This window comes from Mycobacterium sp. E1747, assembly GCF_001667775.1.
Lineage (GTDB): Bacteria > Actinomycetota > Actinomycetes > Mycobacteriales > Mycobacteriaceae > Mycobacterium.
Genome location: NZ_LZJI01000229.1, coordinates 1 through 16124, shown reverse-complemented (window position 1 = coordinate 16124; position 16124 = coordinate 1). Strand labels below are relative to the sequence as shown.

Below are 16124 nucleotides of genomic sequence, written 5' to 3'. Positions count from 1 at the left end.
TATCGTAACCTACGAATCCGTAGGTTACCAATGAGTAGCACTTAGATGTCGAGCACGCAGTCGCCCGAGGCGGCCGAGATACAGGTCTGAATCCGGGTACCCGGATCGTGCTCCGCGCCGGTGCGCAAATCGCGAACGTGACCCTCCACCAGAGGAACCACACACGACTGACATATACCCATCCGGCAGCCGAATGGCATCTGCACGCCGGCACCCTCCCCGGCGTCCATCAACGACGTGGCGGCGTCCGCCGCTACCGCGCGGCCGCTCCGGGCGAACGTGACCGTTCCGCCCGCGCCCGCCGGCGCGGCCTTGGACACCGCGAACCGCTCCAGGTGCAGCTGGTCGCCGATGCCCGCCGCAGACCAGATCTTCTCCGCCTGGGTCAGCATTCCCTCCGGCCCGCAGGCCCACGTGTGACGGTCGCGCCAGTCCGGCACCTCGTGGTCGAGCAGGGCAAGGTCGAGCCGGCCCTGGGCGCGGGTTTCCCGCAGCTTCAGTCGGTAGCCCGGATGCTCGGCGGCCAGCGCGGCCAGCTCGGCGCGAAACATCGCATCGGACTCGGTGGGCGCCGAATGCACGTGCGCGATGTCACCAATCTGGTTGCGCCGCACGAGGGTTCGCAGCATCGACATCACCGGCGTAATTCCGGATCCGGCGGTGAGGAAGAGGATCGACGGCGGCGCCGGGTCGGGTAGCACGAAGTTGCCCTGCGGCGCGGCCAGCCGGACGATGGTGCCGCGCGCGACGCCGGCCACCAGGTGGCTCGAGAGGAACCCCTCGGGCATCGCCTTGACGGTGATGGTCACGGTGCGCGCGGAGCCGGACGTCGCGGCGGGACTCGACGTCAGCGAGTACGACCGCCAGCGCCAGCGCCCGTCGATCAGCAGGCCGATCCCGATGTACTGGCCCGGCTGGTAGTCGAAGTTGAAGCCCCACCCCGGCTTGATCACCAGGGTCGCGGAATCCTCCGTCTCGCGGCGCACCTCGAGGACGCGGCCCCGCAGTTCACGCGCGGACCACAGCGGGTTCGCCAGATGCAGGTAGTCGTCGGGCAACAACGGTGTGGTGATGCGCGCGGCGATCTTGCGCAGCGCGTGCCAGCCGGGATGCCGGTCCGCGCCCGCGACAACGGGTCGCGTGGTTTCGACGACGTTGCCCACGATGGAGGGGTTACGTCTGCCCAGCGGAAGCTCCTGCTCATTACGCGGCGTCTTGGTTGCGCTCACCATTGTGGTCGATTCCTGGGGCGTCACGAAACCTACGGTACCGTAACCTACGGTTGCGTAGCTAGGCCCGCGCGCCGCGAACGCATCACATGGGCGTCAGAGCAGCTCCAGCAGAAACGGCAGCTCCTGGTTGGCGTACCAGGCCAGGTCGTGGTCCAGCGCGTCGCCGACGATCAGCTCGGCATCCTCGTCACCCAGGTCGGCGGCGTCGATGACCTCGATCGCCTTGGTCACGTCCGGCTCGGCCGCCGCGTTGTCGACATACGCGGCGACCACATCTTCCAGCGCGACTGGCGCACCGAGTCGCACCACGGCGTCGTCGAGGTCCGGGCGGTAGCGGACGTCGCCGACCTCGGCGGCCAGCACCGCGCGCCGCGGCGGCAGGGCCCCGCCCTCGGCTTCCGGGCCGGCCAGCAGGCGCAGCGACGCCAGCGCGGCCTCGCGCAGCGCGACCTCGGCGAGCTCGTCGTCGTCCCCCTCGGCGTAGGACTCCCGCAAGGTCGGCGTCAGCGCGAACGCGGTGCCGTTGACGGGCATCAACGAGCCGTCGGCGACCAGCCGCTGCAACATGGCCAGCGTGGCCGGGATGTAGACCAGCGTCACGAATCCCCCATCAGTGTGGCCGCATAGTCGTCCACGTACTTGGACAGCTCACGCGGCGGGCGCTGGTAGTTCCCGCTCACCACCGGGGTCTTGGGCAGTTTGACGTGCGGCCGCTCGACGTCGTGATATTCGATGGTAGCCAGCAGATGCGCCATCATGTTCAGCCGCGCGTGCCTTTTGATGTCCGATTCCACAACGTACCAAGGGCTGACCGGGGTGTCGGTGTGCACCATCATCTCGTCCTTGGCGCGGGAATAATCCTCGCGTTTGTACAGCGATTCGGTGTCCATCGGGCTTAGTTTCCATTGCCGCACAGGGTCAGTCAGCCGCGCCTTGAACCGCCGCAGCTGCTCGTCAGCGGAGACCGAGAACCAATATTTGCGCAGCAGGATCCCGTCGTCGATCAGCATCTGCTCGAAGATCGGGGTCTGCCGCAAAAACAGGGCGTGCTCTTGGGGCGTGCAAAATCCCATGACTTTTTCCACGCCGGCGCGGTTGTACCACGACCGGTCGAACAGCACGATTTCGCCTTTGGCGGGCAGGTGGGCAATGTAGCGCTGGTAGTACCACTGGCCGCGTTCCCGATCGGTGGGCGCGGGCAACGCGGCAATGCGGGCAGCGCGCGGGTTGAGGTATTCGGTGATCCGCTTGATGGTTCCGCCCTTGCCCGCCCCGTCGCGGCCCTCGAAGATCACCACCAGGCGCTGGCCGGTGTGCCGCACCCACTCCTGCAGCTTCACGAATTCCGTTTGCAGGCGGAACAATTCGGCGCGGTATACGGCTTCGGAGATCTTGGGCGCTTTAGGTGCCGCCGATTTCGCCGGTTTCGTCTTGGGGCTTTTCGTCGCGGTGCTCACATCAACGAATGATAGAACCGGCCACCGCTTTCACCTGGACTAATTACCGGGAAGCTTCCAGCAATTCCTCGAGCGATTGGCTCAACAAGCCGGGCAGCAAGTCCACGTCGCTCATTGCCTCGCGGTCGGCGTTGATGCCGAAATACAGCATGCCGTTGTAGGACGTCACACTGATGGCCAGCACCTGATTGTGCAGCAGCGGCGGCACGGCGTAGGTCTCCAGCAGCTTGGTACCCGCAATGTACATCTGCGACTGGGCCCCGGGCGCGTTGGTGATCAGCAGGTTGAATGTCCGCCTGGAGAAGGTCGGGAACCTGGTGGCGACGCGGATACCCATGGCGTGCAGCGTAGGTGGCGCGAAGCCCGACAGGGTGACGATCGTCCTGGCGTCCACCAGGCGCGCACCCGTCGGGTTCGATTCGGTGGCGTGCGCGATCTGCGACAGCCGCACCACCGCGTTCGGCTCCCCCACCGGCAGGTCGACCAGGAAGGGCATCACCTGGCTGATGGCCTGGCCGGGCCCGGTCGCGTCGAGCTGGCCGTCGGCGTAGACCGGCAGCGGCGCCATGGCCCGCACCGTCGCGGTCGGCGACACCGCCACCCCGCGTGACATCAGCCAGTTGCCCAGCGCGCCGGCGATCACCGCGAGCACCACGTCGTTGACGTCGCAGTCGTACCGCGCGCGCACCGCGCGGTAGTCGTCGAGGTTGCCGCACGCCACCGTGAACCGCCGGTGACGCGAAACGGTGGCATTGAGCGGGCTGCTGGGTGCGGTGCCGCGGGCGACGGTGCGGGCGAAATCGAGGACTCGGCGCCCGGCGGCGAGGAGTTCGCCATGGTTGGTCATCAGCCCGCCGATGGCCGACCCGACGGCCTGCACCTGGGTACCCGGCCCCGCGAACCAGTCGCCGATGGCGCCGAAGATCAGGCGCGCGTCACCCGGGTCGCGCTCCGGGACCCAGATGTCCTCGGGGAACGCCGGCGGCCGTTTGGTGCGATCGGCGATGACGTGGTTGATCTCCAGCGCCGTCATGCCGTTGATGAGGGCTTGGTGCGACTTGGTGTAGAGGGCGACCCGGTTCTTGGACAGTCCCTCGACCAGATACATCTCCCACAGCGGCCGCGTCTTGTCCAACGGCCGGGCGGCCAGGCGGGCGATCAGGTCGTGCAGCTGTTCGTCGCTGCCCGGCGACGGCAGCGCGGAGCGCCGCACGTGGTAGGTGATGTCGAAGTCGCTGTCGTCGACCCACACGGGGCGGGCCGAGCCGACCCGGACCTCCCGGACCTTCTGCCGATAGCGCGGGATCTGGGGTAGCCGTTGTTCGACGGTGGCCAGCAGCGTCTCGTAGCTCAATCCCGCGCGCGGCCGGCGCAGGATCGACAGCGATCCGACGTACATCGGGGTGGCCGTGTTTTCCAGCCGAAAAAACGACGCGTCCGATGGGGACAGCCGGGTCACCATAGGGGCGCAGTCCTCCTCGTCGAATCATCGCCCTGTTACTTAAGGAGATGTGCCCCGCCCACGGTAACCGCCTCACCGGGTCCCGGCCGAGCGCGGGTACGCGCGGGCCGCGGTTGTGCCATGATGACCACTGCCTGCCACTCTCCAGCGGGCTCACGGTTCGACCGACGAGTTGGAGAGTGCGTGGTGAACACCAGTCCTGTCGCGGGTCCGTCCGACGCCTTCGCCGTCCTGCCCGTCGTCGACTACGAGCCTCCCCCGCAGGACGTCGGGCGCAACGTCCCCGCGTGCCGGCCATCGGCGCGCGCGCCGCTGCGCCGGCGCAGCCCCCACCGCTACCCGCCCGGGCGGCAACCGGCGGAGCCGGCCCACGCCGCCACGTCACCGCAGATGCGCCAGGCCGCGGCGTTCGCCGACGCGGCGCTGCGCCGCGTGCTGGAGGTCATCGACCGCCGGCGACCGGCCGCGCAGCTGCGCCCGTTGCTGGCGCCCGGCCTAGTGGATTCCGTGGTCGCGGTGGGCCATTCGGCCGCGGGGCACGCGGGCGCCGCGGTGCTGCGGCGGGTGCGGCTGCAGCCGGCCGGCCCCCGAGACCCCGATGCCGCCGCCGAGGTCTCCGGCTCCTACAGCCGCGGGAACCGGATGCACGCCATCGCCTGCCGTGTCGAACGGGTGCCCGCCGACGCCGGCGCCCGCTGGCTCGTGGTGGCCCTGCACATCGGCTGACCGCCAGCACTCACGGCCCGGCGGCGGGCGCCAGCGGACCACTCGTGTAGCGGGCGAGCACGGGACCCAGGATCGCCATGATGAACACGTACGACGTCGCCAGCGCGGCGACCGCGGGGATCGACGTGCCGGCCAATCCGATGATGATCAGCGAGAATTCGCCCCGGGCGATGAGCGCGGTGCCCGCGCGCAGCTGCCCGCGCCGCGCCACCCCGTCGCGCCGGGCGGCGAAGATCCCGGTGGCCACCTTGGTCGCCGCGGTCACCGCGGCCAGTATCAGGGCCGCGGGAAGCATCGGGATCAGCGCGTGGGGGTCGACCGAAAAGCCGATGGCCAGGAAGAAGATCGCGGCGAACAGGTCCCGCAGCGGGCCCAGCACCCGGCGCGCGCGTTCCGCCGTCTCGCCGGTCAGCGTGAGCCCCACCAGGAACGCGCCGACGGCGGCGGATGCGTGCAGGGACTCGGCCAGCGCCGCCACGATCAGGGTGATGCCGAGCACCCGGAGTAGCAGCTGTTCGGAGTCGGGGTGTTCGACGAGCCGGCCGACGTGGTGGCCCCACCGGTAGGACGCGGCGAACGCCGCCAGCAACGCGGCCACCGCCACCACCATGCCGCCGACGGCGCGCAGCCACCCGCCGCCCGCCGCCAGCACGGCGAACAGCGGCAGGTAGGCCGCCATCGCGAAGTCTTCGAGCACCAGCACAGACAGCACCGCCGGCGTCTCCCGGTTACCCAGGCGGTGCAGATCCTCCAGCAGCCGCGCGATGACACCCGACGAGGAGATGTAGGTGACGCCGGCCAGGCACAGGATCGCCGCGCCGTTCAGTCCGAGCATCCAGCCCGCGATCGCGCCGGGCGCCGCGTTGAGCACGATGTCGACGCCCGCCGACGGCAGGTGGTGGCGCAGGCTGGTGGCAAACTCGGCGGCGGAGAATTCCAGGCCCAGGGTCAGCAGCAGAAGCACGACGCCGATGGGCGCGCTCGTCGTGATGAACTGGCCGCCCGCGTCCAGCGGGAGGATCCCGCCCTTGCCCAGCGATAGGCCCGCGAGCAGGTAGACCGGTATCGGCGACAGGGCGAATCGGCGTGCGACCGCGCCCAATACGGCCAGCACTGCCAGGAGGGCGCCGAGCTGTAGCAGCAGCGCCCACGACACTTGCACGACTTAGCCCTTGTCGATTATCTGCTCGACACCGGCGATGCCGTCATGGGTTCCGATGACTATCAAAACGTCTCGCGCATGGAGCATTTCGGCCGGCCCGGGTGAGGCGAGCACCTCCTCGTTACGCACGATCGCGACGATGGAGGCGCCGGTGCGGGTGCGGGCGTGGGTGTCGCCCAAGGGGTGATCCACGAAGGGACTGTTGGCCAGGATGTGAACTTGCCCCGTCTCGAGTCCCGGTATTTCCCGCGCCAGCTCGGTGAACCGCTCCGCGATCCGGGGCGCCCCCAGGATCTGGGCCACCGCCTCGGCCTCTTCGTCACTGAGGTGCAGGAGCGGCCGGGCCTCGTCGGGATCCTCCCGGGCGTACACGACGACCTCGAAGTCGCCGCTGCGCCGGGCGATGATGCCGATGCGGTCGCCCTTGTGATCGGTGAATTCGTAGCGAAGGCCGACGCCCGGCAGCAGCACCTCCTTGACATCCATACCGTCAATCCTGACAGGTGGGAGGGGGGCGCCGGCACCGGATCGCCGACCTCCTGCCGAACTGCTAGAGAATCAGCCTTGCCGCGCCATCCCCGCCGTGCGGCGGCGCGGAATCGGCACCAGCATCGACACCTCGCGGCGGTAATCGACGTATTGGTGGCCCAGCACCGCGATCAGGTCCCGCTCCTCCAGCTGGGTGGCGACCAGGATGTAGAGCGTCATGGCCACCGAGAACAGTAGGTGCCCGGCGGTCATGACGGGCGCGGCCCAGAACGCGATGCCCATCCCGAGCATCAGCGGGTGTCGCACCACGCGGTAGAGGAGCCGGACGCGGAATTCGACGCTGGTGTAGGGCTGTTGGCGCGAGGCCAGGTACACCTGCCGAAGCCCGAACAGGTCGAAGTGGTTGATCAGGAACGTCGCCAGCAGCGCGATCGCCCAGCCGAGCCAGAACAGCGCCCAAAGCAGCGCGCGGGCCGCCGGCATCCGCACATCCCAGATGACCGTCGGCATCGTCCGCCACTGCCAGTACATCAGGGCGAGCACCACGCTCGAGAACACCACGTAGGTGCTGCGCTCGATCGACGACGGCACGAAGCGTGCCCACCACCGCTTGAACGCGGGCCGGGCCATCACGCTGTGCTGCACCCCGAACAGGGCGACCAAGGCCGCGTTGATTCCGATGGCCTCGGCGATGGGCGCGGCGAGCCCACGATCGACGCTTCGGGGCACCGCGAAGTTGCCCACGAAACCGATGAGATACAGAAAGGCCGCGAGAAAGAGCAGGTACGCCGCGGCGCCGTAACCAAGCGTCAGATATCGCCTCATGCGCCAAGTGTCCGCCGCGTGGACGCGCTCGACCATAGGTCGTTTGCCTCATCTTTGCTGAGCGGGGACTAGGTATTTTTGACCAGTCCGTTGCGCAGCGCGTACATGCTGGCGCCGATGCGGTTCGATACGCCGATCTTGGCGTAGGTGCGCTCGACGTGGTTGCGGGCGGTCTTCTCGCTGATCACCAGCGACGCCGCAATGTCCTTGTTGGAGGCGCCGCGCGCGACCAGGCACAGCACTTCGATCTCCCTGGGGGTCAACCCGTCCGGCCGCACGTTGGGCCGCTGCGCGGGTTGGCCCGCCGCGTGCAGCACCGCTTCGACGGCGACCGATTCGAGCTCCCCGGCCAGCGCCCGGCCCCGCAGCCGCCGGGCCGCCGCGTCCGGGGACATCGGTTCGCGATAGGGCCTGGGCTCGCAGGCGGACTGGTAGCTGACCGCGGCGGCCAGGATGCGGTCCGGCAGACCGAGCGCGGAGCCGGCGAGCCCGCGCGGATATCCGGAACCGTCCAGGCATTCATGGTGATTGCCCGCGACCTCCGCGAGCTGGCGCAGTCCCGGCACCTGGTTGAGGATGCGCACCGTCAGATACGGGTGCAGCCGGACGCGTTCGGATTCCGATGCCGTCAGCGGCCCTTCCCGCGACCAAATCTGGTTCGACACCCCGATGCGGCCCAGGTCGTGGACATGACCCGCGCGTCGCGTCAGAGCCACCGCGTCGGCGTCGACGCCCGCGGCCCGCGCGGCGTCCCCGGCGAGCCGGGCTACCGCGCGCGAATGCCCAAGTGTAAAAGGGCATTTCAGGTCGACGAAGTCGCCGAGGGCCACGAGCAGGGCGTCCAGCGATTGGTCGTCGAGCGCCTGATGCCGATCGGGCGCGGCGGCCAGTGCGGCGGCCCACGCGTCGTCGGCCGGTGGGCCGGCCAGGATTTCCTCGGCGTGGCGCAGGAAGGCGTCGGCGACCTGGGGGTCGAATTGGCCGCCGCGCCGGTCGCGCACCATGGCCTCGGCCCCCGCGACGCCGTAGGTGCGGTGGTGCACCTCGACCATGTCGGCCAACTGAGCGATCCGCATCTGGATCGGGATCTCGTCGCCCCGGGCGCCGGCGGGCAGCCCGCCGCCGTCGTAGCGCTCGAATGCGAACGCCACGGCCGCCTGCACGTTGGGCCCCAGGCCCATTCGGTCGGCCAGGACGGCCGCCGAGGTGCAATGCGAGTGGATCAGGCGGGAGATGTGGCCGCGCGCGTTGGCGAAAAGCGTTGCCATGACGCTCAACCGGTGCGCCAGCGGCTGGCCGCGGCCCACGTTGCCGGCCAGGAAGCGCAGGTAGGGAAGCCCGGACCAGTCCACGAGATACGAGTCGTGGCGCACGGCGATGTCGTCGCCGAACCACCGTGCGTATTCGTGGGAGTCGGCGTGACAGCCGATCCACATGATCAGGGTCGTGTAGTAGGTGCAGTCCCGTTGCTCGGTGTCGAGCCCGAGCCGGTCGGCGAGCCTGGTCGCGATGAGCGCCGCCCGCAGCATGTGCTCGGCGGGCTGGCCCAGGCCGAGGTCGATCGCCACCGACAGCGCCGCCAACAGCTCCGCCCGGGTCGGCAGTTCGGGCTCCGACATGGGCCTCATTGTGCCCAGCTCATCGGTCCGCGGTCAGCCGATTGGCACGGTACGTCCGACGGCATGGTGGCGCCCGGCGTCGAAGGTCTCAAAATGGCCCGCGCCCACCACGAACAGGCCGCGTTGCGGCGGCCGGAAACCGGCCAGCCGCGGTTGATTCGGCAGCGGCCCGACCGGCCCGAGGTCCGTCCCGCGCCAGGCAGCGCGCGAATGGGCCACCGACCACACCTGCGCCGGGGCGATCATGAACCGCTGCCCATTGGGCGCGGTGCCGGAGAGGCGGACGCTGCCGGCCCGCAGGGTCGGGCCCGCGGCTCGGCCCAGGGTGGCCAACACCGCGCGGTTGGTCCACGCCCAAGCCGGCAACCGCCCGCCGACCGCACTCATCAGCCGAGTGGACGCGGTGGTGGTGATGTCGATGTGCCAGGCGAGCAGTCCCGGGATCTCGACGAACAGCGACCACGGGGTGACCCAGGCGACGTCGATGTCGCACTGCACCGCATCGTTGGGGGTCGCCGAACTGAAGAAGCGGGCGCAGCTCTGCGGCCCCGGCGTCGTCGCGTAGAAGGTCCACGCGCCGTCGGGGTCGCGGTGCCACACCGACCGGTAGCCGGGCGAGAAGGACGTGGCCGGAAAGACCCGCAGCGCCAGATAGTGTCCGCCGGCGAATGGAAGGCCCATCACGCCGAAGCCGACGAACCGTTCGTCGTCTCCGGATGGCAGGTCGGGATGTTGCAGGACGGCCGTGGCGGCGTCCAGTGGGGTGCGTGCTTTGCTCATGCCGTGAATCGTGTGCGCGGGAGTGCCGTTGCCGCATGGGGCGGGTGCCTCAAATCTGCCGCCGAGTGCCCGGCCTGCCGCACTTTCGGCCGCGAGCGCCCGGCCGGCCGGGCGCTCTGCGCAGCCGGCGGGTTTAGCCCTAGCGGCGCTTGACCGACTTCGGCGGTTTGGCGCCGCGACCCTGCTGCCTGGCGGCCGCGCGGCGCTCGCGCCGGGAGCCGCCCCCGGCCACGCCCGCCGGCGTCCGCTGACCGTCACCGCCGTTGCGCTGCACCTGTGCCGAGCCGTCCTCCGATGGGCCGGAATAGGTCATGGCCGGCGCCTCGTTGTCAATCCCCTTGGCGCGCAACTGGGTTGGCGGCTCTTCGCGCGCGGGCGGGGTGGTGTCGCCCTGGTCCGCGGCGGTTCCGAGGTCCTTGAGCCCCTCGGGCGTTTCCACCGGCGCGACCTGCGGGGGCGGCACCGCCTCGACGGTGACGTTGAACAGGAACCCGACCGACTCCTCTTTCATGCCGTCAAGCATGGCCATGAACATGTCGTAGCCCTCGCGCTGGTACTCCACCAGCGGGTCGCGCTGCGCCATCGCGCGCAGCCCGATGCCCTCCTTGAGGTAGTCCATCTCGTAGAGATGCTCGCGCCACTTGCGGTCGATGACGTTGAGCAACACGTTGCGTTCCAGCTGCCGCATCGCGCCCTCGCCCGCGATCTCTTCGAGCTCGGCTTCCCTTGCGGCATAAGCCCGTTCGGCGTCTTTGAGCAGCTCGTCGAGCAGCTCCTCGCGGGTGAGGTCGTCGCGGTCGGAGTCGGCGTCCACGCGCATCAACGTCTCGTGGTCGATGCCGACCGGGTACAGGGTCTTCAGCGCGGTCCACAACGCCTCGAGGTCCCAGTCCTCGGCGTAGCCGTCGGCGGTCGCACCGTTGACGTATGCGGTGACCACGTCGCGGACCATGTCCAGCGCCTGCTCCTTGAGGTTTTCGCCTTCCAGGATGCGGCGGCGCTCGGCGTAGATCACCTTGCGCTGCTGGTTCATCACCTCGTCGTACTTGAGGACGTTCTTTCTGACCTCGAAGTTCTGCTGCTCGACCTGCGTCTGGGCGCTCTTGATGGCGCGGGTGACCATCTTGGCTTCGATGGGCACGTCGTCGGGTAGGTTGAGCCGGTTGAGCATCGCCTCCAGCGCGGCACCGTTGAACCGGCGCATCAGCTCGTCGCCCAGCGACAGGTAGAAGCGGGACTCTCCCGGGTCACCCTGGCGGCCGGAGCGGCCGCGCAGCTGGTTGTCGATGCGCCGCGACTCGTGCCGCTCGGTGCCCAGCACGTAGAGGCCCCCGGCCTCGACCACCTCGGCGGCCTCCTTGCCGGCCTCCTCCTTGACCTTGGGCAGCTCCTCGTGCCACGCCGCCTCGTACTCTTCCGGGGTTTCCACCGGGTCCAGGCCGCGCTCGCGCAGCCGCAGGTCGGTGAGGAAGTCGACGTTGCCGCCCAGCACGATGTCGGTACCGCGGCCGGCCATGTTGGTGGCCACGGTGACCCCGCCGCGGCGCCCCGCCACGGCGACGATGCCGGCCTCTTGCTCGTGGTACTTGGCGTTGAGCACGTTGTGCGGGACCCGGCGCTTCTGGAACTGGCGCGACAGGTACTCGGAGCGCTCGACGCTGGTGGTACCGATCAGGACGGGCTGGCCCTTCTCGTAGCGCTCGACGACGTCGTCGACCACCGCGATGTACTTGGCCTCCTCGGTCTTGTATATGAGGTCGGACTGGTCGGTACGGACCATCGGCTTGTTGGTCGGGATGGGGACCACGCCCAGCTTGTAGATCTCGTGCAGCTCGGCCGCCTCGGTCTGGGCGGTACCGGTCATGCCGGCGAGCTTGTCGTAAAGCCGGAAGTAGTTCTGCAGCGTGATGGTGGCCAGCGTCTGATTCTCGGCCTTGATCTCGACGTGTTCCTTGGCCTCGATGGCCTGGTGCATGCCCTCGTTGTAGCGGCGGCCGTAGAGCACGCGCCCGGTGAACTCGTCGACAATCAGCACCTCGCCGTCGCGAACGATGTAGTCCTTGTCGCGGTTGAACAGCTCCTTGGCCTTCAGCGCGTTGTTGAGGTAGCTGACCAGCGGCGAGTTGGCGGCCTCATACAGGTTGTCGATGCCGAGCTGGTCCTCGACGAACTCGACCCCGAGCTCATGCACACCGACGGTGCGCTTGCGCAGGTCCACCTCGTAGTGGACGTCCTTCTCCATCAGCGGCGCCAGCCGGGCGAACTCGAGGTACCAGTTGGAGGCGCCGTCGGCGGGACCGGAGATGATCAGCGGGGTTCGGGCCTCGTCGATCAGGATGGAGTCGACCTCGTCGACGATGGCGAAGTTGTGCCCGCGCTGCACCAGGTCGTCGAGCGAGTGCGCCATGTTGTCGCGCAGGTAGTCGAAGCCGAATTCGTTGTTGGTGCCGTAGGTGATGTCAGCGGCGTACGCCACGCGGCGCTCGTCGGGCGTCATCTGCGCGAGGATGACACCGACCTCCAGGCCGAGGAAGCGGTGCACGCGGCCCATCCACTCGCTGTCGCGTTTGGCGAGGTAGTCGTTGACCGTGACGACGTGCACGCCCTTGCCGCCGATGCCGTTGAGGTAGGCCGGCAAGACCGAAGTCAGGGTCTTGCCCTCACCGGTCTTCATCTCCGCCACGTTGCCGAAGTGCAGCGCCGCCGCGCCCATCACCTGCACGTCGAAGGGGCGCTGGTCGAGCACCCGCCAGGCCGCCTCGCGGGCCACCGCGAAGGCCTCGGGCAGCAGGTCGTCGAGGCTTTCGCCGTCGGCGTGCCGCTTCTTGAACTCGTCGGTCTTAGCCCGCAGTTCCGCGTCGGTCAGCTTTTCGACCTCGTCGGACAGGGTGTTGACGTAGTCAGACACCCGCTTGAGACGCTTGAGCATGCGACCTTCGCCAAGGCGCAGCAACTTCGACAGCACAGCTATGTCCCCTGTTGGTTTAGGAGTCTCTATCTCTTAAGGCGACTCCCATCGTAGGTGACGACGCCGTGATGGCCGTCCCAGCGGCGATCGCAAGCTCGGCATTAGCCGGGCGCGGCGGATCGCCGCCAGACGACCCAGCGGCGATCGCAAGCTCGGCATTAGCCCGGCGCTGAGGCTCGCCGCCAGAAGGACCCGGTTACGAGAGCCTGATCAGCCCGTAGTCGTAGGCGTGCCGGCGGTAGACCACGCAGGGCCGCTCGGTCTGCTTGTCGTGGAAGAGGAAGAAGTCGTGCCCGACGAGTTCCATCTCGTAGAGCGCGTCGTCGACCGTCATCGGCGTGGCCGGGTGTTCCTTGGTCCGCACGATCCGGCCGGGCTCGTGATCGGTCTCGGCACCGTCACGCTCGGCGGGCGGCTCGGGCAGGCGTTCCTGCGCCGGCGGCGGCACGACCGCGGTGGCGGCGGCCAGCGACACCGGCGTCTTGTCGCCGTAGTGGACCTTGCGGCGATCCTTGACGCGGCGGAGCCGGTTCTCCAGCTTGTCGACAGCGGACTCGAACGCCGCGTAGAAGCTGTCCGCGCAGGCCTCCGCGCGGCTTACCGGTCCGCGGCCGCGGGCGGTGATCTCGACGCGTTGACACGATTTACGCTGTCGCCGGTTGGGCGCGTGCTTCAGCTCGACATCGAAAAGATAGATGGAGCGATCGAACCGCTCGAGGCGGGCGAGTTTCTGGGAGACGTACACGCGATAGTGGTCGGGGATTTCTACGTTGCGGCCCTTGAAGACGACTTCGGCGTTGGTAATCGGTTGAACTTGGCCGTCGGTTTGCGTCGGCGGTTGGTCGAGAATTTGACCGGAATCCACGGATAGCCTTGACATACGTGACAACTCGTTTCTCTTTCACGTCGCACGCGCCTTGCGTGCCCGGCTTGCTGACGACGCGCCGACGAGGTGGGGAGAGCGGGTCTTTTCACCTAAATCACCGCTGCAGGCTGCTCGCCGATGCAAGGTGTCGAATACTCACCCCTTTCCCGCGAGTGGGGTCTCAACCTGGGAATGTCGCAACCAGTGAGTCAGACCAGTGAGTTGATTAACGTTGTTCTCGACGTTAGCTCTTGTTCGCCTCGCCATGCCACTGATTTCGCGGAGCTGTTGCGAGTTCTTCACATACTCTTGGCGGCCGCACAGCCTCACGCGGCCGCCACCGCCAGCACGGCCGTGACACGAACCCCCGCCGCCCGTAACTCCCGCACCGACTCGCGGGCCGTGGCTCCGGTGGTGACGATGTCGTCGACGATCACGACCTCGGTGCGCGGCGGCGCTTGGCGCAGCCGCACCCGGCCCGTGACGTTGCGCTCACGGGCTGCGGTGCCCAGGCCCACCGAATCGCGAACCAGCGCCCTCATCCGCAACGCCGGGGCGACGGCGATCGCCGGGTGGCCGGCCACCGCCGCGCGCGCTAGCCGGGTGACCGGGTCGCCGCCGCGGCGGCGCGCCGCCGAACGCCTCGTCGGCGCGGGCACGATCGTCAGCGGCGTCTCGACCATTCCCCACGCCAGCAGCCGGTGCACCCCGACGGCCAGCGCCCGGGCCAGCGGGGTCACCAGGTCGCCGCGCCCGTTCTCCTTGAGGGCGAGGATCGCGGCGCGGCGCGCGCCGGCGTAGCGACCGAGCGCGAACACCGGCGCCTCGGGGTCGATGCGGGGGTTGATCACGTGCGGCTCGTCGGGCCTGACGTCGAGCTCGGCCGCGCAGGTGCTGCACCAGCGGGTCGACGGCGCCCCGCAGCCGCCGCATTCCAGCGGCAGGATCAGATCAAGCACGCCTGCCAGTGTGGCGGACTCGTCCGACAACAGGCCCGGCGCCGACGAAACGATCGAGCACGCCAGCCGGTGTGTGCGGCGGGGGCGACGTCGACGCTCGGTTCGACGTCGGAGACGACCGGCGCCCCTAGTCCCCGGCGCGCCGATCCTCGTCGGCGAAGGCTTCCTCGAGTTGCAGCGGCGAGTAATCGCCATCGATGTCGGCGATCGGACGCCCGCGAGCGTTGGAAATCGTGGCCAACCGCCGCGACCCCCTGACGGAGGAGTAATTCAGAAGTTCGTCCGCCTTCAGGCCGAACGGAGGATCGTCGCCGTAGAGGGCGAACACCTCCTCGGTAATCCCCAGCGCCGGGGGGATGAGTTCGTTCATCCGGGCCTCGAACACCGCCCAATTCGCATCGTCGGCGGCGACGTGGCGGCGGCACGTGAAGGTGCCCCAGGCCATGTGCCGTCGCTCGTCGTCACCGATGCGCCGTACCAATTCCCGCATCCCGGGCAGGATTCCGCGGCGCACGCAGATGCTGTTCCACGCGTGATAGCCGGTCAGGGCCAGCATCCCCTCCACCACGTGGTTGTAGGTCGCGGAGGCGCGAACCTGGGCCGACGGAGCCGGATCGGCCGCCAGGACGGCGAGCGAGGCCGGTAGCTCCTCGTTGAATATCCGCTTGTAGCTTGGCGATTGGTCGAGGTAAGCGTGCAGGTCCTCGGTGATCCCGACGGCGTCGAGCCACAGCCGAAACCCCGCGGTGTGTTTGGCCTCTTCGAACGCGAACTGGGTCAGGTACATCTGGTCGCCAAATCGGGCCTCGGCCCGCATCGCGGACATGAAGGGCTGGATGTCCTCGGTGACGGCTTCCTCGCCGGCGATGAACTGGGCGCACAGCCGGGTCGCGTAGTCACGTTCGCGGTCCGACAACACCTCCCAGTCGGCCCGCTCACCGGAGAAGTCGATGTCGGCCGGGTCCCAGAATTTCGCATTGCCCCCGGCGAACAGCCGCAGCGGCAGGCTGTGCCAGTCGAGGCCGTTGGCGGCGAGCGAGCCGTAAAGATTGCGTGGCATGGGGTTTCGCTCCTTATCTGTGTGTCGGAATGGTCGCGTTTGTCAGTGGCCAGCGCTCTGTCCGCCGTCGACGTGCAGGATCTCGCCGGTGACGAACGGCGCGGTCTCCAGGTAGAGCGCGCCGTGCACGACGTCGGCGATGGCGCCGACCCGCCGCTGCGGATGCATGCCCGCGTACGCGGCGGCCGCGTCCACACCGGCGTGCATCGGGGTGTCGATGACGCCGGGAGATATCGCGTTGACACGTATCCCTTCGCGGGCGTATTCGATGGCCAGCGATTTGGTGACGGCGGCCAACCCGCCCTTGGTCAGTGCGGTCAATGCCGACGGAACGCCGGAATGCGCGTGCTCCACCAGCGTGGTGGTGATGTTGACGATGTGGCCGCCGCCGCCCTGCGCGAGCAGTTGCGCGACGACACGCTGCGTGATCCCGAAGAAGCCGAGCGTGTTGACCGACGTCACCAACTCGTAGTCCTCGGGCGTGTAGCAGATGAAGGGCTTCGCGAGGAAGACGCCGGCG

14 protein-coding genes and 1 pseudogene are annotated in these 16124 nt (G+C 68.7%); 1 reads left to right on the top strand and 14 read right to left on the bottom strand.

Annotated elements, in window-relative coordinates:
- Positions 1–41: 41 nt before the first annotated feature.
- The 4 genes from A5695_RS24470 to A5695_RS24455 all read right to left on the bottom strand — a co-directional run bounded on the left by A5695_RS24470 (position 42) and on the right by A5695_RS24455 (position 4151).
- Positions 42–1229, bottom strand: coding sequence for a ferredoxin reductase (locus tag A5695_RS24470; RefSeq protein ID WP_369830234.1), 1188 nt, complete (start codon positions 1227–1229; stop codon positions 42–44).
- A gap of 96 nt (positions 1230–1325) precedes the next feature.
- Positions 1326–1832 (bottom strand): hypothetical protein, encoded by a 507-nt coding sequence (locus tag A5695_RS24465; RefSeq protein ID WP_156749827.1) that lies wholly within the window; start codon positions 1830–1832, stop codon positions 1326–1328.
- Positions 1829–2689 carry a polyphosphate kinase 2 gene (gene ppk2, locus A5695_RS24460; protein ID WP_068088574.1) on the bottom strand — a complete coding sequence of 287 codons (861 nt, stop codon included), beginning with the start codon at positions 2687–2689 and terminating at the stop codon, positions 1829–1831. Before ppk2 ends, A5695_RS24465 begins: the two co-directional genes overlap by 4 nt.
- Before the next feature lie 43 nt (positions 2690–2732).
- Positions 2733–4151 (bottom strand): wax ester/triacylglycerol synthase family O-acyltransferase, encoded by a 1419-nt coding sequence (locus A5695_RS24455; protein WP_068088571.1) that lies wholly within the window; start codon positions 4149–4151, stop codon positions 2733–2735.
- A 186-nt stretch (positions 4152–4337) separates the two neighbouring features.
- On the opposite strand from A5695_RS24455, the gene A5695_RS24450 reads away from it, so the two are divergent.
- Entirely contained in the window at positions 4338–4877 is a 540-nt protein-coding gene (locus A5695_RS24450; RefSeq protein ID WP_197515607.1) for an Rv3235 family protein, read from the top strand.
- 10 nt (positions 4878–4887) lie between these two features.
- On the opposite strand, the gene A5695_RS24445 is transcribed toward A5695_RS24450, so the two are convergent.
- The 10 genes and pseudogenes from A5695_RS24445 to A5695_RS24400 all read right to left on the bottom strand — a co-directional run.
- Entirely contained in the window at positions 4888–6039 is a 1152-nt protein-coding gene (locus A5695_RS24445; RefSeq protein WP_068088568.1) for a cation:proton antiporter, read from the bottom strand.
- A gap of 3 nt (positions 6040–6042) precedes the next feature.
- A complete protein-coding gene (locus A5695_RS24440; RefSeq protein WP_068088565.1) occupies positions 6043–6525 on the bottom strand; it encodes a cation:proton antiporter regulatory subunit in 483 nt (160 codons plus the stop codon).
- A gap of 72 nt (positions 6526–6597) precedes the next feature.
- Entirely contained in the window at positions 6598–7353 is a 756-nt protein-coding gene (gene mddA, locus A5695_RS24435; RefSeq protein WP_068088654.1) for a methanethiol S-methyltransferase, read from the bottom strand.
- A gap of 68 nt (positions 7354–7421) precedes the next feature.
- Positions 7422–8972, bottom strand: coding sequence for an HD domain-containing phosphohydrolase (locus tag A5695_RS24430; protein ID WP_082946278.1), 1551 nt, complete (start codon positions 8970–8972; stop codon positions 7422–7424).
- Positions 8973–9005: 33 nt separating this feature from the next.
- Positions 9006–9752 (bottom strand): hypothetical protein, encoded by a 747-nt coding sequence (locus A5695_RS24425; protein ID WP_068088559.1) that lies wholly within the window; start codon positions 9750–9752, stop codon positions 9006–9008.
- 139 nt (positions 9753–9891) lie between these two features.
- Positions 9892–12717: a preprotein translocase subunit SecA gene (secA, locus tag A5695_RS24420; RefSeq protein ID WP_068088556.1), complete on the bottom strand. Its 2826-nt coding sequence runs from the start codon at positions 12715–12717 to the stop codon at positions 9892–9894.
- A gap of 199 nt (positions 12718–12916) precedes the next feature.
- On the bottom strand, positions 12917–13585 hold the full coding sequence (gene hpf, locus A5695_RS24415) for a ribosome hibernation-promoting factor, HPF/YfiA family (protein WP_068088554.1): 669 nt from the start codon (positions 13583–13585) through the stop codon (positions 12917–12919).
- A gap of 326 nt (positions 13586–13911) precedes the next feature.
- Complete coding sequence (locus A5695_RS24410; RefSeq protein ID WP_068088653.1) at positions 13912–14544, bottom strand: ComF family protein; 633 nt, start codon at positions 14542–14544, stop codon at positions 13912–13914.
- Positions 14545–14671: 127 nt separating this feature from the next.
- Positions 14672–15613, bottom strand: a pseudogene (locus A5695_RS24405) (R2-like ligand-binding oxidase); the annotation flags it as partial.
- Positions 15614–15646: 33 nt separating this feature from the next.
- On the bottom strand, positions 15647–16124 hold a 478-nt coding region (locus tag A5695_RS24400; protein WP_068088548.1), incomplete at its 5' end, for an SDR family NAD(P)-dependent oxidoreductase.